General features: G+C 46.6%; 10 protein-coding genes, 1 tRNA gene and 2 pseudogenes. 6 read left to right on the top strand and 7 right to left on the bottom strand.

Annotated elements, in window-relative coordinates; translation table 11 throughout:
- Positions 1-298 precede the first annotated feature (298 nt).
- Entirely contained in the window at positions 299-2581 is a 2283-nt protein-coding gene (locus GJV44_RS00100; protein ID WP_226806504.1) for a primosomal protein N', read from the top strand.
- A gap of 678 nt (positions 2582-3259) precedes the next feature.
- Here GJV44_RS00100 and gcvP read toward each other — a convergent pair.
- From gcvP to gcvT, 3 genes are all read right to left on the bottom strand, one after another.
- Positions 3260-6226, bottom strand: a complete 2967-nt coding sequence (gcvP, locus tag GJV44_RS00105) for an aminomethyl-transferring glycine dehydrogenase (protein ID WP_226806505.1) — start codon at positions 6224-6226, stop codon at positions 3260-3262.
- Positions 6227-6329: 103 nt separating this feature from the next.
- Complete coding sequence (gcvH, locus tag GJV44_RS00110) at positions 6330-6713, bottom strand: glycine cleavage system protein GcvH (RefSeq protein ID WP_226806506.1); 384 nt, start codon at positions 6711-6713, stop codon at positions 6330-6332.
- A 55-nt stretch (positions 6714-6768) separates the two neighbouring features.
- The gene (gcvT, locus tag GJV44_RS00115; RefSeq protein ID WP_226806507.1) at positions 6769-7887 is read right to left on the bottom strand and encodes a glycine cleavage system aminomethyltransferase GcvT; all 1119 of its coding nucleotides are present in this window, start codon (positions 7885-7887) and stop codon (positions 6769-6771) included.
- A 1648-nt stretch (positions 7888-9535) separates the two neighbouring features.
- On the opposite strand from gcvT, the gene GJV44_RS00120 reads away from it, so the two are divergent.
- Positions 9536-9611, top strand: a tRNA-Arg gene (locus GJV44_RS00120).
- 1566 nt (positions 9612-11177) lie between these two features.
- Here the strand turns inward: GJV44_RS00120 and GJV44_RS00125 are convergent.
- Together GJV44_RS00125 and GJV44_RS00130 are read right to left on the bottom strand one after the other, a co-directional pair.
- Positions 11178-11948, bottom strand: a complete 771-nt coding sequence (locus GJV44_RS00125; protein WP_226806508.1) for a ferredoxin--NADP reductase — start codon at positions 11946-11948, stop codon at positions 11178-11180.
- 521 nt (positions 11949-12469) lie between these two features.
- Positions 12470-13660, bottom strand: coding sequence for a class I SAM-dependent methyltransferase (locus GJV44_RS00130; RefSeq protein WP_226806509.1), 1191 nt, complete (start codon positions 13658-13660; stop codon positions 12470-12472).
- 13 nt (positions 13661-13673) lie between these two features.
- On the opposite strand from GJV44_RS00130, the gene GJV44_RS00135 reads away from it, so the two are divergent.
- The 4 genes and pseudogenes from GJV44_RS00135 to glmS all read left to right on the top strand — a co-directional run bounded on the left by GJV44_RS00135 (position 13674) and on the right by glmS (position 18798).
- Positions 13674-13910 carry a hypothetical protein gene (locus GJV44_RS00135; RefSeq protein ID WP_226806510.1) on the top strand — a complete coding sequence of 79 codons (237 nt, stop codon included), beginning with the start codon at positions 13674-13676 and terminating at the stop codon, positions 13908-13910.
- Between the two features lie 294 nt (positions 13911-14204).
- Positions 14205-14609, top strand: a pseudogene (locus tag GJV44_RS00140) (dihydroneopterin aldolase).
- 950 nt (positions 14610-15559) lie between these two features.
- Positions 15560-16921, top strand: a complete 1362-nt coding sequence (gene glmU / locus GJV44_RS00145) for a bifunctional UDP-N-acetylglucosamine diphosphorylase/glucosamine-1-phosphate N-acetyltransferase GlmU (RefSeq protein ID WP_226806511.1) — start codon at positions 15560-15562, stop codon at positions 16919-16921.
- 59 nt (positions 16922-16980) lie between these two features.
- The gene (glmS, locus tag GJV44_RS00150; protein ID WP_226806512.1) at positions 16981-18798 is read left to right on the top strand and encodes a glutamine--fructose-6-phosphate transaminase (isomerizing); all 1818 of its coding nucleotides are present in this window, start codon (positions 16981-16983) and stop codon (positions 18796-18798) included.
- Positions 18799-19253: 455 nt separating this feature from the next.
- On the opposite strand, the pseudogene GJV44_RS04520 reads toward glmS, so the two are convergent.
- Together GJV44_RS04520 and GJV44_RS00155 are read right to left on the bottom strand one after the other, a co-directional pair.
- Positions 19254-19460, bottom strand: a pseudogene (locus GJV44_RS04520) (N-acetyl-gamma-glutamyl-phosphate reductase); the annotation flags it as partial.
- Between the two features lie 347 nt (positions 19461-19807).
- Positions 19808-20494, bottom strand: a complete 687-nt coding sequence (locus GJV44_RS00155; RefSeq protein WP_226806513.1) for an orotate phosphoribosyltransferase — start codon at positions 20492-20494, stop codon at positions 19808-19810.
- Positions 20495-20616: the final 122 nt, after the last annotated feature.

Below are 20616 nucleotides of genomic sequence, written 5' to 3' on the forward strand. Positions count from 1 at the left end.
TTTCTGCTAGTAAATTTTAATATAAAACAGTAGTATTTCATAGAAATTACTCTAACAAGTCATTGAATTATAATAATATTCAGTGGATACACTGCTATTCTATATTTTTGAAAAAAGCGCATCGCGAAACTATTTCGCAAGGGTAAATACAGTTTTTTTACACAAAGTTATACACAGGATAACAAACAACTAAAATTGTTGTAATGAATTTATAGTCTAGCAATAGATAAGATATTTTACTCTGACTGTGCACCGGCTTGGACTACTTTGGCCGTACAATACATAACTTATGCAACTGATGCCTTTTCGTTACGTCCGAGTCGCACTAGACTATCCACTTTCGACACTATACGACTATCGCTGGACTCTACCGTTGCGGCCAATGCCTGGTATGCTCGCACAAGTGCGATTTGGTCGTCAGCAAACAGTAGGACTCGTTATTGAAGTTTCTAATACTACTGACGTGCCACAAAATCGCTTACGAGACATTCAAAGCGTGTGCATTGAATGTCCACCGTTAAACGAGAACTGGCTGCAATTGATTGCGTTTGCTGCAGATTACTATCAGCGAAGCCGTGGAGAAGTGGCGTTGCCAGCATTACCACAGGTATTGCGCAATGCTGCTCGTTGGCCTAAATTATTCGCCCGAGAGCGTGTTTATCAGCTAACGGTGGCCGGACGCAGTAGGTTGCCTAACGCACTACCGACTCGTGCATTAGCGTTACGACGACTTGCCAAGGCACTATTACGGTCAGATTCGCTGGGCGTGGCCGATATTCGATTAATCTACCCTAAAGCCATTGCGAAACTCGAGCAATGGCAGAAGCGCGGATGGGTCCACATACAGTGGCGCAGCACAGCCGAGGCACAGAAGATAAATGATATGCCGCGGTCATCCGGCCAATCTACAATCAATATATTATCGAGACTAGACCAGTATGCTGTACCTGATCTAAATGCCGAACAGCGTGCGGCGGTCGAGGCGATTAACGCAGCACGCAGCTTCGTGCCATTTGTATTACATGGTGTAACCGGTAGCGGAAAAACTGAGGTATATTTACACGGATTAGCCGCTTTATTTGATCGGCATCCTGATGCGCAGGCACTGGTTATGATACCGGAGATTAACCTAACGCCGCAATTTGAATCGGTGTTCAGAGCGCGTTTTTCGCACTGGCCATCTACCGCCTTGGTGACTCTACATAGTCACCTGGCAGATGACGAGCGAGCTCGAAATTGGCTGGCAGCACATACTGCTAATGCACGTCTAGTAATAGGAACACGCTTGGCGGTGCTAGCTTCGTTGCCCCGGCTGGCGATGATTATCGTCGATGAAGAACATGAGGCTGCTTATAAGCAACAAGAAGGACTGCGCTACTCTGCACGAGATCTAGCGGTATGGCGTGCTAAGCAGTTAAGCATCCCTGTCGTGCTTGGCTCAGCTACTCCGTCGCTGGAAACATGGTGGCATACTTGCCAGCAACGCTATACAAGGTTAGCGTTATCTCGGCGAGCAGTGGCAGATGCAGCGTTGCCTAAAGTCCAGCTAATTAATATGGCATTGGAAAAACAGGCGGGTCACCATCGTGCAGATGGGTTGTCGATATCTCTTGTGAAGGCTTTGCGGGAGCGTTTAGTGCGCGGTGAACAGAGCCTAGTTTTTCTAAACCGACGGGGTTATGCGCCGGTGCTAGCTTGCGACGCGTGTGGCTGGGTTATAGGTTGCCAGCGCTGCAGCGCATATGTAGTTTTGCACAAGCCCGATCAACGTATGCGATGTCATCACTGTGGCGGGGAGAGTTGCATCCCGCAGGCATGCCCGGCATGTGGCAATATCGACTTAGCGCCATTTGGCCAAGGTACGCAGCGTATTGAGGAAGCGCTTAGTAAAGCGGTGCTTGGTGCGCGAGTGTTACGAATGGATGCGGATAGCACGCAGCACAAGGGTAGTACACAGGCTTTGTTGACAGAAATGCACGCTGGTGATGTCGATATTCTGGTCGGTACACAGATGATTGCCAAGGGACATGACTTTCAACGGGTCACGCTAGTCGGCGTTCTAAATTCAGATACCGCTTTATTTTCGCATGATTTTCGCGCGGGAGAGCGACTTTTTGCACGGTTAATGCAAGTTTCAGGCCGAGCTGGGCGAAGGAGTGCTCTAAGCGAAGTGTTGATCCAGACCAAGTATGCGCAGCATCCATTATATCTAGCGTTAGCGCGCCACGATTATATAGGTTTTGCTGAAACAGCACTCGCTGAGCGACGCGACGCACATCTACCTCCCTTCATTTTTCAGGCTTTGCTGCGTGCTGAGGCATATGGCTTAAATGATGCGCTGCAGTTTCTCAATGAAGCTGCTTCGATACTCGACAAGATACCTGGATCTGAGTGCGTGATGCACTATGATCCAGTGCCGATGAACATCGTCAAAGTAATGCATGTGCACCGCGCACAGCTATTGCTCGAAAGCGCTTCGCGATTTGCGTTACAAAATACGCTGCGTGCTTGGGTGCTGCAGTTGCGAAAAATAAAGAGAGTGCTGCGCTGGAATGTAGAAGTAGATCCGCTAGATATCTAGCATGGATGATGCTTTATCTTTCGGGAAAAAATAAAAAGACGTAGCGGAATTCTGAAGATGAGCGAAGAGGTTAATATAGTACCTGGGAGGTAGCCCGGGTACTATATTAGTGTAATACATATCCGATAGCTACGAGCCTGATTCTGGTCAATAACCTTCCCTGCCAAAATAGTGCGTCTATTGTCGATCAATGTACATCTGACTGGCTAATGAGGTGCGCTATTTTCGATAGCCCAAAATAGAAAGGCACCATAATCCACGGGTTCTTGACCATGATATTGTATCGCATTTCAAGATCTCGTTGCTGCACGAACTGATGAAGATCGTGCAGCAACATATTAGGCGCAGAAATAGAGTAGAAAATAAGCTGCACCGCACTGTATCAGCGCGGATTGTAGTCTTGCTACATCATTTCTAGACCGTAATAGCTGTGATTACTCATCACCCCTCCTTACGGATAAACTAGTTGACACACCTCTCTTATCACTAGCGGTGTCGAGTTTGACTAGCTTATGCGCGTAATACATACGATGATAGCCATTGTGTCACCCTAATATCACTCTACTATCTATGTCTAGACGAGACGAGTGGAGTAAATGATTGCAATGTTTGTATAACGGTTTTTATTTAAGTGCGCATGTGTTCATGCAGTTGTGCATTATCTGCGTATAAATAGTATTATGGATATTCGGAGACTGGAACGCATGAGCAAAATAGATGACGATCACCATACGCATTGTCAGCGCGTCCCACAGGTGGCCAGTACTTATTAGTCTTAAGTGATAGAACCGGATAGGCAGCCTGTTCACGACTGTATGTATAAGGCCATATGTTGGCGCTAACAATAGCGGCTGTGTGTGGTGCGTTTTTAAGTGGATTATCGTCTCGACGACTAGCATGATTTTTCTCGATCGCCTGAATTTCGTCGCGGATTGCGATCATCGCGTCGATAAAACGGTCTAGTTCTAACTTGGATTCCGACTCAGTCGGTTCAATCATCAACGTGCCGGCCACTGGAAAACTCATCGTTGGGGCATGAAAACCGTAGTCTATCAGTCTTTTGGCAACGTCCTCAACGGTTATACCGCTTACATTTTTGATTAACCGAAGGTCGAGAATACATTCATGCGCAATCAGGCCACTAGCCCCAGAATATAGTATTGGGTAGTATGGAGCTAGGCGCTTAGCAATATAATTTGCACTTAGGATTGCGGTCTCAGTCGCTGACTTGAGACCGCGCGCACCCATCATCGCAATATACATCCACGAGATTGGCAGGATAGCGGCCGAACCGTACGGCGCTGACGAAATCGCGCTAATTCCGTCTGGATTACCGACTGGTATCGCTACACCTTCGCGTACATAACCTACAGAGCGCTGGTTCGGTAGAAAGCGTGCTAAGTGAGCAGCTACCGCGACCGGCCCGACTCCGGGACCGCCGCCACCATGCGGGATACAAAAAGTTTTATGTAAATTTAGATGCGATATGTCGCCACCAAATTGCCCAGGAGCAGTTAATCCTACCATCGCATTCATATTAGCACCGTCGATGTACACCTGCCCCCCATGCGCGTGGATAATCTCGCAGATTTCCCGAACGTTTTGTTCGAACACACCATGTGTAGATGGATAGGTGAGCATAACTGCTGCCAGTCTATCCGTATGGCGCGAGACTTTTATCTTGAGATCTTCAATGTCGACATTACCCTGCACATCGCAGGCAACGACCACAACTTGCATTCCGGCCATTTGAGCAGATGCTGGATTAGTACCATGTGCTGATGCCGGGATCAGGCAAACGTTGCGATGCTCTTCGCCACGCGAAGCGTGATATGCGCGGATAATTAGCAATCCAGCATACTCGCCTTGTGAGCCAGAATTTGGTTGTAACGATACTGCAGCATAACCCGTACATGCTACTAACATCTGCTCGAGTTGCTCAATTAATTTGCGATAGCCGACGGTTTGTGAAGTAGGTACAAATGGATGGATCTGAGCGAATTCGGGCCACGTGACGGGTAACATCTCCGATGTGGCATTTAGTTTCATCGTACACGAACCAAGCGGAATCATCGTGCGATCTAGCGCAAGATCTTTATCAGAAAGCCGGCGCAGATAGCGCAGCAATTCTGTCTCAGAGTGGTAATTGTTGAACACTGGATGTGTCAGATATGCACTACGGCGCAATAATGTGCTCGGCAGCGCGTCTTCTACGCTATCATCCAGCGCGTCGATATTAAGCATTAGTGATGTGCCGCATTGCGTATACGCAGTGCTTGGCTGAACGTGAATGCCGGTGACTTCGGCGAACAGCGCGAGCAAATCGGCTAAATCTGAACGCGTTGTCGTCTCATCGACCGACACGCCGACATGTGACTCATCGATCTGGCGTAAGTTAATCCGCCGAGCAGATGCAGTCTTATGTAGTACTTCGGTGTGTATAGCTGACCGGATCGTGAGAGTATCGAAGAATGTCTCATTTGCCAGCACATAGCCAAGCCGCCGTATACCAGCCGCTAGCATCGCCGTCATTCGGTGCACGCGCTGAGCTATCTGACGTAAACCGCTAGGACCATGATAGATTGCATACATACTAGCTATAATCGCTAGCAAGGCCTGTGCGGTACAGATGTTCGAAGTCGCTTTCTCGCGACGAATATGCTGTTCTCGGGTTTGCAATGCTAGCCGCAGCGTAGGATTGCCCTGCGTATCAATGGTTACGCCGACAAGACGCCCTGGTATCTGACGCTTAAACGCGTCACATACGGCAATATATGCAGCATGCGGGCCGCCGAACCCAAGCGGCACGCCAAAGCGCTGGGAAGTGCCTACTGCGACATCTGCACCCCATTCACCAGGGGGCGTTAGTAGTGTCAGTGCTAATAGATCGGCGGCAACCACTACGTGAGCACCGGATTTATGAATTGCAGCGACTAGATCACGATAGTCACGCACATCGCCGTTGACACCCGGATACTGGAGTAGGGCGCCAAACACATCGGCTTGGGCTGCTGCTTCCGCAGGGCCGACGCGCACATCAATACCTATCAATTGTGCGCGCGTATAAATAACCTCAACCGTCTGCGGTAGCACATCGTCGGCTACGTAAAAGACATTCGTGCTCGGTTTAGTCGCGCGCCGTAGCAGCGTCATAGCCTCGGCCGCTGCCGTACCTTCATCGAGCAGCGATGCATTGGCGGTATCTAGCCCGGTTAGATCGATCACCATCTGCTGAAAATTAAGAAGAGCCTCGAGCCGGCCTTGCGATATTTCGGGCTGATATGGTGTATAGGAAGTGTACCAGGCTGGGTTCTCGAGCACATTTCGCATAATTACTGCAGGTGTATATGTGCTATAATAGCCCTGGCCGATATAGCTGCGGAACACTTGGTTTTGGCGGGCTAGCTCCTGCAGTCGCGCGAGCGCTTCAGCTTCGCTGCACGGCGCAGTAAAGTCACCAAGCAGCAGATCGTCGCGACGTTGGATGCTTGGCGGAATTACTGCGTTGATAACCTCGTCGCAGTTGTTAAAGCCAAGCACTGCTAGCATTTTTTTCTGATCGTCAGCGCTAAGCCCGATGTGACGTTTAGCGAAAGCGTTACGCTGCTCAAGCTCGGAGAGCGTGGGGCGATTAGTACGATTCATCAGGTAGCCCCTGGTGTTTTAACTGCATATCGAAATCTTTTGGCCTACACAGCTGTAGCGCGTGGAACCAGCACTAACTCGCGCTAGAGTTAGTCAGAGTTAATCAGCTGGCGCCGATCGCCTGGCTGTACGCGACTGCGTCAAGTAGTTTATCTATGGCAGCGGCATCTGTTGGCTTGATACTGAACAACCAAGATTCGTACGGATCGTTGTTGATCTGGTTTGGTGTACTAATCAATGTGTCATTGGAATTAAGGATCTTGCCGGCAACCGGCGTATAGATGTCGGATGCCGCTTTGACTGACTCAATCACTGCGATCGCGTCACCAGCTTCGACATGTTTACCGACCTCTGGGAGTTCGAGGAATACAACGTCACCCAGCAATTCTTGGGCGTGATCGGTAATGCCAATGGTCAGCGTACCATTGTCTTCCTTGCGGACCCACTCATGGGATACTGTGTATTTGAGTCCAGCTGGAATGCTCATTAATGACTCCTAATATCGTTAGACCATGAATCAGTGTAGCTATGGCACGGCTCAATCAGATGAGAGGTTTTCCGTAGCGCACAAAAGGAAGTGTAACCATTCGCGCAGGCAACAACTTATCGCGGATTACGACTTGTACTGTATCCCCGACTGACACATTCGTTGGAACTCGCGCGAATGCAATGGATTGCTGCAATGATGGCGAAAACGTTCCGCTAGTGATCTCGCCGTTTCCGTGCGCAGTGAGTATCTTCTGGTGCGCACGTAGAATGCCTGCCGGATTACCCTGCGGATTCTTATGTAATAACAATCCCATAAACGCCGCACGTTGACCTTTTGCGCGCAAGGCAGCGCTGCCGACAAAATCCCGATTTTCAGAAAAATCGACGGTCCATGCGAGGCCGGCATCAAGTGGCGACACGTTTTCGTCCATGTCTTGTCCATATAAATTCATGCCGGCCTCTAGCCGAAGCGTATCGCGCGCACCCAGACCACATGGTCTGACGCCATGTGCTAAAAGCGTCTTCCATAACACTGTTATGTGGCTAGACTCGACAATAAGTTCAAAACCGTTTTCCCCGGTATAGCCGGTTCGGGCAATCATCAATGTACCGAACGGTGTGTTTTTGACATGTATGGCATGAAAATAGTTGAGCGATGCCCCTAACTGTTGCGCCGTCGGTATGGCCCGCCAAACTTTCTCCCCCGCGTTTTGGCCTTGCACGGCGAGGATTGCTAGGTCATCTCGCGGCATGAGTGTGACGCCAAAGCTACCTTGCGCGTTGAGCCGGCTCAGCCAGCTGATATCTTTATCTGCAGTGCTGGCGTTTACTACAATACGGAACATCTCGTCAGCGAAGTAGTATACAATCAGGTCATCTATAACTCCGCCGCTTTCATTTAGCATACACGAGTACAAACCCCGACCAGGGGTTTTCAGCTTGTCAACATTATTAGCTAATGCTATTCGCAGGAACGCCCGTGCACTAGTACCGGTGATATCCAGAATGCACATATGTGAAACATCAAACATGCCAGCGTCGCTTCGTACTGCATGGTGTTCATCAACCTGAGAGCCATAGTTCACCGGCATTTCCCAGCCCCCAAAATCGACCATACGCGCACGAAGCGCGCGGTGGACGGTATTAAGTGGAGTTGTCTTGAGTTGGGTCATAAAAGCTCTCGGCAGCGCAAATACAGAAAATTTTAAGCAATCTTGGCGGTGACGAAATGTAAACGTAAACTCTCTTTTTCATCAGATTTAAAGAGATGGTGCAACGTAACTTGCTTTTCACATATCAGCGGGATATGTGCACGGTTTTTCGATTGAGTACCTAGGATTATTTAGCGGCAATACAACTTATAACTTATGAAAAAGTTGAACACTCTCCCAGAGAGTATTCAACCATTCTGCGCGCCGTGCGCTGCTGTGTCAATCAGCACAATTTTTCTACAACGCTATTTATATGATTCTTATAGCTAGATAAGTCAAAGATTTCTGTTCTGCTATTTTGGGTCGCGCGTATAGTCACGAGTATTAGCATATCGCACCAGACGACCGTGGTTAATTAATAGCGTTGTCGTGGATGCGCAGTCTAGACGCGCACTTGCGCTAGTTGCTGCCTGCACACATTTTTGAGTGGAAAAGCTTCCACGCTCGAATATCCGAGCTACAGGAATTTGCACTATCGACTTATTATTGTCTTCAATTCTGAAGGTACCCGAATACAATCGGCGAAGATCCACTATCTGGTACGCGTTCAGCATCGCGATGTAATTGCTAAATGCGACCGCCTATTTTATCTCGTCTTTATTTTGAGCAAAAAACTGTTTTGAGCAAAAAACTGGCCTGTTTTTGTGTAATCAGGCTATCCTTCCAGGATAGGGTGATTTGCCTGAATCTCGCGTATTAGTCTTTTATTTATAGTCTCGATCTTCTAGCAGGGTATTGCAGAGCTATCATCTGCGCCTATGATGGAGAGTTGTAGTTTCTGGCCGATATGTTCCGCCGCTTAATACAGAATATATATGTTAAATGAATAGAGTATGCGTATAGTTGTCGATCAACGGGTGCTCTACAGTCTATCTTCTGAGGGGTATCGTTAGTATTTTACCTATAGCGGTTTTCAAACTCGTTTATGAATTTTATTTACTGTATTGTTTAGAGGATGACCGCTGTAATAGCTATAGCTAGCAGCCCTCTTGGTTAATTAAATGAACGATTTTCTGCGTGAAAATTAAGTATTTCACTGCGTCTGTCGATTGTAAGTATGAAATAAGAGGCTGCGCCTGAGATAGGTATGCGATATAGTGAGCAACCCACTTTTCTAAAAAATCATTGTTTCTTTTAATAAATCGTTATTGCCGGAACTGCTTCGAGTCCAATGATAACAACTAAGAGAGTAAAGCGGAAATAATCAGCACGATCTCGCTGCTGCGAACTTTTGACAACATCTTCGATGAGCTTTGCTCACACTCTCTTTTCATAGTGAGAGATTTTTTAATTTGCTAAAGTGTATTAGTGAACGATAATTTCACCAGGGCAGCCTCTAATAACCATCGACCGACGGTAGGTGCAAAGAGATAAGATAGATTCAATAGATTTTTCCGTTATTAATGCGCGCCTACCCAATCTAGTACTTTATACTGCCATTCTCTGAGAATATGATAAAGTAGAATGTATATCTCAATACCCTAAGTTCGAGATCATAATCACTCAAGACCTAGTATTTCCACGTATTAGATAGACGACACAGTTAAGTTGCGATAGGATCTCCTATTGCTTGCGCACTTGTTCTCCCTTATGCGCTGTTCAGCGTAATGCGCCTGTAGCTCAATGGACAGAGTACTGCCCTCCGAAGGCAGGGGTTGCTGGTTCGATTCCAGCCAGGCGCGCCAAGCTGCATATATTTCTTAGCAATAGTCTCTACTATATCTAAGTATTTAGCTATAGCTGAATACTAACGGGTAGTAACGTTTGTATTTGTGTTGACAAGCTTTTTAGCCGCAGAAGTATTACTTTCGTATCTATCGAGCTTGTTATCTTAACATCTGTTTTTGATCGGGAGAATCGGCGATGCTAAGTGATAAGAATATAATTATATTTCAGGGAAATGTATTATATTACATAATAATTTGATTTCTTTTCCGAATTCCAAAACATTAGTATAATAAATATTTTTAGATTTTATTGGGCACCGATTACAAAATAAGTCAACAGGCTTTCGAAAAAGAAAAAATATAGGTTTCGATCAGATTTATAAAAAAATTATCTACTTATCTCATAAATACTATAGTAGCTCTGCTAAATCTAATGTTTAGATAATGCATGACCTGAGTTTTTACTCTATCAGAGTATCGTTAGCTTATTAACATAATCATAACCAATTAAGTGAACGGCTTATTATTTTTTCTATGAAAAAGAGTATTATGGCATGTTTTTTATATTTCCAGGAACCATAAAGTTGAGTATGTTCAGCGTAATAAATTACATCTCAAATTCAATATCTGCACTATTGAGGTAAAGTGGTCTATTACGATTTTCAAAAATTGAAGCTCTCGTGTTTATTTTTATGTAATCAAGACTATTAAACGGACTATGTAATAGTTATTGCGAGATATGCTGTAGTAATTTACTGCGACATATTTCTAATCTAGTTTGCACTCAATCAATGATTAAAAATTTCTAATTTATTAGAAAGTTTCTTATGTTCTATTATATTCTCTCTATCCAAGTTCTCCTTTATTGGAGCTGCACTGATAGTTACATAATGGACCCACCACATTGCGCATAATACGCGCACGTCACTGATCCGATCAATCAAGAACAAACAAGTCATAACGTACCGAGACAAAAAGCGCAGAAGCTGGAACCCCTCTATTACTCTTCTACCATTGGAATTAACGAGAATGCGTATCTACAACTCATTTTTATGGATAGAATTCAGCTTATTAGGCTATCGCATAAATAAGCAACGGGTTCTGATGTAAATCACTAATATCACTATTTTGTATAAAAAGTACCTAAAAAAGTTTGCACAGAAAATCTGTTTCTTACTTCTAATGCTGGAGGCTGGTAGCGCCTCTCAGCAACTCAGAGTTCTAGTTGAGCATCTATTTAATCATATTTCAGATTGTAGAGCTCGATGGTTTGAATGAGAGATGTATTCCCGGACTCATAGCTAGGAATGAGCGCGGAACCGGTTCTACAGTACTGTTTCTCTCTGTTAAAGAGAGATACTGTATTCGCTGTAATCTAGATAGACCTAGACGGCATAGGCTGGAACCCTCTAGTTTTATTAGAGCGCACTAAGGAAGTCCAGCTCTTGAGAATCGGCTAGGACACAGTCTTGCCTCCGTTTACTAAATACCCGTTTCCCTAGGTAGAGACTGTTGTTTGCATCATTAAATATGCACCGCTATAGCAGATAGAAATTTGGCGATGATTTTCTCACGGGATAACAGTTAACCAAGAAAGGCTTTCTCGACCACATAGTGACCTGAAGCTGAATTACCATATTCGATAAAGCCTATATCATTGAGTAGTTTTCGTGTATCACACAGCATACGCGGACTGCCGCACAGCATGATGCGATCGTTATCAACTGAGAACGACGGCAAACTGAGCCGTTCGAACAATTCACCTGTTTTAATCAAATCGGTAATACGGCCACGATTTTTGAACGGCTCACGTGTCACGGTCGGGAAATATATCAGTTGATTGCGGATGAGTTCACCAATGTACTCATGATTTGGTAAGTGCACCGTAATGTATTTTTGATACGCGAGCTCGTCGGCAAAACGGCAGGTATGTGTAAGTATGATCTTCTCGTAGCGATTGTAGATGTCGGGATCTTTAATAATCGACATGAATGGAGCGAGGCCAGTACCAGTAGAGAGAAGCCAAAGCGTTTTCCCAGGCAGCAGGTTATCGACTACCAATGTCCCGGTTGTTTTTTTTCCGATATAGACTAGATCACCCACCCTCAAATTCTGAAGCCGTGATGTAAGCGGGCCATCTGGCACCTTAATACTTAAAAATTCGAGATTTGTCTCGTAGTTTGCACTTGCTAAACTATATGCACGAAGCAGTGGCTTTTCATTTATATCTAAACCGACCATCGTGAACTGACCGCTATTAAAGCGAAATCCCGGATCACGCATGCAAGTGAAGCTGAATAGCGTATCGGTCCAGTGATATATGCTAAGAACGGTTTGTTTGGTTAGGTTGCTCATGGTATTTCATCAGATTGATGATTGTTATGTTCAACACGCCCTATACAAGTAGTCAGCGGAGCGCTGGATAGTACTATCCAGCGCTCAATTAGTCTATGTAGTTACTGGCGTGGAAATTCCTCGTGTTGCATACTTGTGCAACTGCGGTTCCTAGCATATGCTGCTCTAATCTTTTCAAGATAGCCAGTTTCTGTAGTATAAGTATATAGCTCTATCTATCACTCACGCGAGTCACATAAAAGCAAATTATCAGCAGAAGAGCACACCCGAACGGGTGCCGCGATTGTGCTAGAGACCTTGTTCGCCGTGTATGACGCGGTAGAGGGTGAATAGAGCCTGATAAAATCAGTATGAAGCAGAAATAGCATGCGTCATCTGTGCTGACTGATCGCCATCCAGTTACCGGGTCAAAGTCCAATTCTAATCTAAGCTAGAACTAGGTTCTATTAAGAATTTTGGTTGGTTCATCATGAAGATGGCGGTCAACAGCCAGCGGAATATAGACGGACTGAGTTTATGGGTCACAACATATGAGAGCGGTCGCCGACTTCGAACGCGCCGAGTTCGGCATCAAAACCACGGCAAAACGCGATCACTTTAAATAGCTCACCCATCTCTGCTTCCGATAGTATCTTATGTATCGCATTTGCTTCAGGTAAGAAGCGAGCCGGGTCAGCTGGATCTAGTTGCGCAAGCAAGTCTGTAATACCTGCGTTCATTAGAAAATTCGATTGTGACGTGTATCCAAGTAAATTTGCACCCGCGTCGTGGGCTGCCTGTTCTATAGCGCTGAACTGCACATGCGCGGTGATGTCCTGCAAGCCGAGGTAGAGGAATGGGTTGCCGTGCGTACGGTGTCGATAGTGGCACATAAGCGTGCCCTCCGTGCGCTGCGGATGATAGTACTCAGCGGCTGGAAAACCGTAGTCGACGAATAGCGCTGCACCACAGCTGAGCGCTGCGCAGACGGTGTACACGAACTGGGAAGCTGCTTCGTGTGTCTCAGTTACATAGTTGTGGTGTCCATGGACATATGCGAGCTCGGGTGGCATATCGATGGTGTCCAAAGGACGGTGGGCAAACGTGAAATGGCACGTATCTGCCACAGTAACGCCGCGTTCATGCCAGAGACCATCCTGCCGTGCGAATAGACGCACAGGCATGGCATCTAACACTTCATTGCCGATGATAACGCCATCCACGCGATTAGGCAATGCATCAACCCACTCAACACAAGAGGAAAACTGCTGTGCAGCTTTCGCAATATACTTGTGCTGACGCGCACGTAATTCGCCGGACAATTCTATAATAGTGTACCGTAAGCACCTAACACCCAGTGTATCCAGCGCACGCAGTAGACCAGCGGCAAACTTACCGGTTCCAGCACCTAATTCAACTACGTGGTGCGTGCTAGTAGCGTTGAGTATTTCGGCGATTGGTTTAGCAAAAGCCTGGGCAAACAGTGGCGAGAGTTCCGGAGCAGTGATGAAGTCACTACCATCCTTAGGAGAGTGGCCGAACTTAATAGAACCACCGGTATAGTAGCCTACACCAGGCGTATAAAGCGCGAGTTCCATGTAGCGGGCAAATGAAAGCCAGCCTCCGGCTGAAGTGATTTTCCTGGCGATGTGCTGCGCTAATGTACGCTGGTTCAAGAGCGCAGTATTATTGAGAATAGGTAGACTATCGCATCTCGTCGCATTTAGCTTCATTTTAATATTGTAAATGATGAGCCTGGGTACACCGATCAGTGGCCACCTTCCCCTGTTGCGCTCCGACCGGATCCCGGTCGGAGCGCAACAGGGTGCTGTTATATTGCGCGCTAACTTAGCTAGCGAAGCGCAAATAAACTATCTATCGTATGTATTAACGAAAACCGAACTGCAAACAGTTACTGTAGAGCTGGAACAGGCGCTCACAGGTGCTAGCACCGAAGCTACAGATCGTGTCCATCGTGCCTAGACTGAGGTTGAGCTTTAGTAGCTAGACCAACATCTTTGTTCGATACGAACTGCGGTATGCTGATGAAACGCGTCTCAACGCCGGCCGACGCGATTGATATTGTGCTATTAGATTGATGTTGTGTTATTAAGCTGATATGCGCGATATAGAAGTGAGATACTGTTGAGTGACAATGGGTAGCACTTTATGCTATCCCTAAGTTATGTGCAATTCATGGCTGGTTCGTGAGCAAGATATATTCACATACTGCCATCAAACCATGATGCGCGGCTACCCCCCTCGCCCCAACTTTTAATTAGATCATCTACGTTCTCCACTCTTTCTCACCCAAGCCTCGCAGTCTGTCGACGACTATTTCAAACTATCGTATTTACATTAACATTAGTGTGCATGATTTGGAGCAGCGGATTGAGCAGCGCGTCATCGTTAACATTGATTTATTTGTACCGCTGGTCGGGTCGATACTGCGCGTCGACAAGCGGGTTGAAGTTGTTGATGACGATTTTATGCGTTTGACGTTTAACCATCGCCAAACGAGTGTCGCGCGGATATATCTATCTACAAGAAATGTTGTGCGATGACGTGGCCACCGCAATACTATTGCACCCGAAAGTGAAGGCAGTTCGTGTTTCGACCGAGAAACTGGACGACTACTCCGACTGCAAGTTGGTTGGCGTAGAAGTAATCCGCATTAAATAAACTGAGTATGAATGTGACTAAGGCCGCTTATAAGAGCTCTAATCCGTTGTAAAAAGAAACAAACTTACAAATACTACACACTGTTTAAGCGGCTTATTTAGCAGGTTTACTGGGCTATAGCTAGTTTCGATATCACTAAAGTCGGGAACAATAAATAACCGTGTGTTTGCTGACAAGAATAGCGATGCTTTTCTGGAGATCTTACTATGGCTAGGCAGAGCGTATGCTCATTAATTTAGGAGTCAGCACTATCGCGCCAGGCGAAAAGAAACCCGGATTTTTGGCATATACATACTGTCTATATCCCACCGAACGCGACATACTGCTCTATACCTAAATCTGGCATGAGACACGTATGCATTTACCACGTACCTCCAGCCTAAGCTAAGAGTAAAAACGATGCGCGTATAATTGCGACACATATTCTATTTCGTACCGCCTAATGTTTTGCGACGGAAAATACCAAGATGTGCATCTAAAGTGACTTCTAAAAATGCCAGATACATTACCATCCTTCCGCTTTTTATATAAGAGACAAGGATCTAAAAAATTCATGAATTTCTAATTATGTTATGTAATCTGCGTAGCAGATGACTGAACCTAATACCTATAAAGATAAGGAGAGGGCTACAGAAATAAAATATATGCGTCTTCGGACAGGGGAGGTGAGTAGAGGTTGAGTGATTGGCATTGCTTAACAACATGCTGTCATATTTAATGAATTACTGGCTGTTTTGTGCGCTGGGCTATATGCCACAGACATGACTCATTTCACACAGCGACATTGCATTCGTCAATGAACTTTGTATAACGTCTATCAATAACATTGTGCTAATCGTACGATTTAACGCCCCAGTGACTTTAGCTCTCAGCATAGAGCGAGTATATGACGAAATCTAGCAGGCTCAATGATAAAATTATTTTATCAAGACTCCTTGGATAAAGACGCCGTGAATATCGTTATTCTTGCGGCCGGCATTGGCAAGCGTATGCACTCTGTGCGGCCAAAGGTACTGCATGCACTAGCTAACCGGTCATTACTATCCCATGTCATTGCCACAGCACGTGCTTTGGAACCGAGTCAACTCATCGTGGTGGTCGGGTATGGCGCCCAGGCCATACGCCGGGCGGTTTCCGCGCCTGATATTCAGTTTGCGCTTCAGACTGAGCAACAAGGTACAGGTCACGCGGTTAAACACGCGCTGCCCTTCATCGACCCCGCACTTCCTACGCTTATTCTGTACGGCGATGTGCCACTCACCCGTGTCTCGACGTTGCATCGGCTAGTCGATGCAGCAGCTAACGGCTGTTATGGAGTGCTTACTGTTATATCGGATGATCCGCACGGTTATGGTCGAGTTGTGCGCGATTGTGCGGGACGCATAATACGGATTATCGAGCAAAAAGATGCTGATCCGTGGCAACAGGAAATCCGTGAGATCAACACTGGAATTGTTATCTCGCCGAGCGGTCGCCTCGATTCTTGGCTAAACTCATTAACAAACAACAACGCGCAGCACGAATTCTACTTAACCGATATGGTAGAGCATGCGATTAAAGATGGCGTGGAGATCGTCAGTGTGCAGCCGGACGACGTATGGGAGGCGCTCGGCGTAAATAGCAAGCGTCAGTTAGCTGACCTGGAGCGCATCTACCAGCGCAACGTAGCATTACGTTTGTTAGATGCCGGTGTCACATTAACTGACCCCTCGCGCATTGATGTGCGAGGGACGCTAGAATGCGGCGTCGAGGTGTCGATCGATATAAATTGCGTATTTGAAGGACATGTTGTGCTGGGCGACCACGTCAGCATCGAGCCGAACTGCTTAATCCGCGAAGCGACGATTGCCGCAGGTACACGCGTAGATGCGTTCACGCATATTGATGGAGCGTACGTGGGCGAGAACGTTGTACTTGGCCCATATGCGCGACTGCGTCCGGGAACCGTGCTGTCTAGCAACGTACATGTGGGCAATTTCGTCGAGGTAAAAAATGCAGTGCTTGGGTATGGCGCTAAGGCTAACCATTTGAGCTATATCGGCGACGCCGACGTCGGGGCACGTGTGAATATCGGTGCCGGGACAATCACTTGTAACTATGATGGCATAAATAAACATCGTACCATCATTGGCGATGACGTATTTGTTGGTTCCGATACGCAGCTTGTTGCGCCAGTCGTCGTGGGCTCAGGAGCGACGCTCGCAGCTGGTACCACCGTCTGGTGCGACGTACCTGCTGGGGCGTTAGTATTGAATGAGAAAACACAGGTCACAAAACCAGGGTACGAGCGACCGACCAAGAAAAAAACCTGAATACATGTTTCCTGATAAGACGGTGCAGTAGATACCCTCTATTTTCTACGGATAAACTTATGTGCGGCATTATCGGCGCAGTAGCACAACGTAACATTGTCCCAGTTCTTATCGACGGGCTGAGACATCTCGAGTATCGTGGCTACGACTCGTGTGGTGTGGCTGCGATTGTCGGTGGCACCGCTTGGTGTGCCCGCAGTGTATCGCGCGTTGCGGACCTCGAGCAGCAGATCCAAAACACTCAACTAGTGGGAGAAACCGGCATCGCACATACACGCTGGGCGACCCACGGAGCGCCGGTAACGCACAACGCGCATCCAATCTTTTCGCACGACACGATTGCTATCGTTCACAACGGAATTATCGAAAACTATGAAAACCTGCGTGAAGGATTGCGCACAGACGGCTATCAGTTCGTAACACAGACTGATACTGAGGTCATTGCCCATCTAATCTACAGCCTGTATCGCGGTGACTTATTTTCCGCTGTGCGCGAAGCAGTGAAGCAGTTGCATGGCGCTTACGCGATCGCAGTATTTTCAAAAGATCAGCCGCATCGAGTATGCGGTGCGCGAGCCGGCTCACCGCTGGTAGTTAGGCTGGGCCAGCAGGAGAATTTCTTAGCCTCGGATACGCTTGCACTAACGGGTAGTACCGACCGCTTCATTTTCCTCGAGGAAGGAGATGTAGTCGAGTTGACGCTAGACGGCGTTCGGATCGCAGATCGCTATTGTAGTCTAGTGCAGCGGAAGATACACATGGTTAAGGCACATGGAAGTGCAGTAGAGCTCGGTCCGTACCGGCACTTCATGCAAAAAGAGATCTTTGAGCAACCACAGGCAATTTCTGACACAATTGCACAGACAGACGCATTTGATCCTGAGTTGTTCGGTTCTACTGCCAGTGATGTATTCAACGAGATCAACAGCCTTCTAATTCTTGCATGTGGCACTAGTTACTACTCTGGTTTGACGGCAAAGTACTGGCTCGAGTCGATTGCAAAAATCCCCACGCAAGTCGAGATTGCAAGCGAGTATCGATATCGTGACTCTGTTCCGAACTCCGCGTCACTAGTTATAGCAATCTCACAATCTGGCGAGACAGCAGATACGCTTGCGGCGCTCAAACATGCCCGAGCACTCGGGCACTCGCATACGATGGCAGTTTGCAATGTCGTGAGCAGCACTATAGCCAAGCTTACTACATTGCGCTCGATGACGCATGCTGGTACCGAAATCGGCGTAGCATCTACTAAAGCATTCACCACACAGCTCGTTGCGCTATTCGTGCTCGCAGTAACACTTGGACGGCTACGAGGTCATGTCGACGCAAGTCTTCAGGCGCACTACCTGAAGCAGTTGCGGCATTTGCCGTCAGCACTCAATAGTGTTCTTGCGCTCGAGCCACATATTATCGCATGGGCAGAAGAATTTTCATGCAAGGAAAACGCACTGTTTCTTGGCAGAGGAATGCATTATCCGATTGCACTTGAAGGTGCGTTAAAGCTGAAAGAAATCTCGTATATCCACGCCGAGGCATACCCGGCTGGCGAACTTAAGCATGGGCCTCTTGCGCTGGTGACCGAAGCAATGCCAGTGGTAACTATTGCACCAAACGATACTCTTCTAGCAAAACTAAAAGCCAATATTCAGGAAGTTCGGGCACGAGGTGGACAACTATATGTATTCGCTGATACAGATACACGAATTGTCAACAATGAAGGTTTGCATGTGATCCGGATGCCAGAACATTATGGGCTGCTCTCACCGATTCTGCATGTGGTGCCATTACAATTGCTCGCCTATCACACCGCCTGTGCACGTGGAACTGATATCGACAAGCCGCGGAATCTCGCTAAGTCGGTAACAGTAGAGTAGCATGGTGTCTTCGTTACTCGAAGAGTGCTTACCAAATTATTGTATTAGAGATAATACTACAGCATGAGAATCAAGGTGAGCATGCCTAGATTCGTATGCTGCGGCGATAAGATATATGTGATGTGGCTTATTATGAGAGCTGAACAATCAAGCTATAAGTTTTAAACTCCATGCAGTACATAACACAGTTTCATCTGTGTCAGATTAGGACAGCATCATAATTGATGATGTCCAAAATAAGTCGTGTTTCCATAAATCGTTCCTTAAAAAATTTCTTAGTATTAGCCAGTCTAGGCTAGTAGATTTTTACTGGAAGACCAGTTAGTTAACATTATTAATTATTGCTCTTGCTAATCTCATGCATTACAAGTTTTTCCACAGTAATGACATTCGTACAATACGGCGTTTACGTCCATAACAACCATGCAGGCACTGTCGACCGGGGTGATAAAGACCTCGCGAGATGCAGTATCTGGCAGACATAGGAACGTAACGTCGGAGGGTTGATTAGACGGCGTTGCTTATCAAGATCTTTCGTCAAGATTCTTCGCTTATACATCGTCAATATATAATACCTCAATGTCATGCCGCTTTGAGAGATATTCACTGATCTTCAGCCTTATTGCATCATCTTGTCCGTTGACAAAAACTTTTCTTGTCATTGCACTCTCACTTGATGCTCTGATACTAAGGCTAGTACTTTCAAGTCCCAAGCGGGATGGATGCGCAGTAGATTAGTAGTAGCATAGCAAATGCATTATGTGGGATTATAGGTATCAGATACCTCTGGTGGTTATTGTCAGAGTTGTTACAGGCATTTCTAGTGCGCCCGACTTTATGGAGTCTGATCTAACCATCGACTATCGTTGATAACTTCTGAAGCTCTTCACTAAAGAGATCTGAGTACTTAGCGACCGCGTGATGCTTCGATAAATCTAAAATTGTTAGGTTCGCTTCAGCTGCCTTGTGAGTGATATGTTGCAAGGAAACAAATTCGATATTTCTAGCTCTATTGCGGTGCGGACATCGTGCCTCCATGAGAAGCCGACCATTGAGCGGGAGCGTGCAGGAACTTCTCGACCTCATCCAGTGTTTGAGCATCAAAGTATTTTTTGTTCCTAGCCGCGCGCAGCACATCCCACCAGGTTGCTAGTGCATGCAGATTAACGGCAATATTTTTGAGAACTAACACGCTTTCTTGGAAGATGTCATAGTGAAATAATACAAAGCAGTGCTCGACGTTCGCGCCGGCAGTGCGCAACGCATTGATAAATTTGACCTTGCTTCGACTATCAGTTGTTAGGTCCTCGACCAAAAGCACTCTCGAACCTTCTGGCAGCAATCCCTCGATCTGTATATTACGACCAAATCCCTTGGGCTTTTTACGAACATATTGCATTGGCAGGCTCATCCGCTCAGCAATCCACGCCGAGAAAGGAATGCCGGCAGTTTCGCCACCTGCCACTGAATCGACCTGCTCAAACCCAATGTCAGCATAAATCGTTGATTCAGCCATATCTATTAGAGCTCTCCGTGCTCGAGGATAGGAAATCAGTTTCCGGCAATCGATATAGACTGGGCTCGCTAACCCGGATGTGAAAATATACGGTTTTTTTTCATTGAAGTGGACGGCTTGGACCTCGAGCAGAATTCTGGCGGTATTATTAGAAATTGTTTTGGGATCGATACCTATCATCAGAAAAATCCTTGGAATCAGGAGTGGGACGGGACAGAGCTTCTCGGTACGAATAGCCAAAATTATATCTTATTGTGTAACCATGCTGACTAACGGCGTTGAGGTGTCCGTGATACGCACTT

Source organism: Candidatus Vallotiella adelgis (assembly GCF_020541305.1).
GTDB classification, from domain to species: Bacteria; Pseudomonadota; Gammaproteobacteria; order Burkholderiales; family Burkholderiaceae; genus Mycetohabitans; species Mycetohabitans adelgis.

Bases quoted from the DNA above. Each gene is read 5' to 3' on its own strand.
- GJV44_RS00100 (WP_226806504.1), top strand. From the start codon at position 299: ATGCCTTTTCGTTACGTCCGAGTCGCACTAGACTATCCACTTTCGACA.
- gcvP (WP_226806505.1), bottom strand. From the start codon at position 6,226: ATGAATCGTACTAATCGCCCCACGCTCTCCGAGCTTGAGCAGCGTAAC.
- gcvH (WP_226806506.1), bottom strand. From the start codon at position 6,713: ATGAGCATTCCAGCTGGACTCAAATACACAGTATCCCATGAGTGGGTC.
- gcvT (WP_226806507.1), bottom strand. From the start codon at position 7,887: ATGACCCAACTCAAGACAACTCCACTTAATACCGTCCACCGCGCGCTT.
- GJV44_RS00125 (WP_226806508.1), bottom strand. From the start codon at position 11,948: ATGAGCAACCTAACCAAACAAACCGTTCTTAGCATATATCACTGGACC.
- GJV44_RS00130 (WP_226806509.1), bottom strand. From the start codon at position 13,660: ATGAAGCTAAATGCGACGAGATGCGATAGTCTACCTATTCTCAATAAT.
- GJV44_RS00135 (WP_226806510.1), top strand. From the start codon at position 13,674: ATGATGAGCCTGGGTACACCGATCAGTGGCCACCTTCCCCTGTTGCGC.
- glmS (WP_226806512.1), top strand. From the start codon at position 16,981: ATGTGCGGCATTATCGGCGCAGTAGCACAACGTAACATTGTCCCAGTT.
- GJV44_RS00155 (WP_226806513.1), bottom strand. From the start codon at position 20,494: ATGATAGGTATCGATCCCAAAACAATTTCTAATAATACCGCCAGAATT.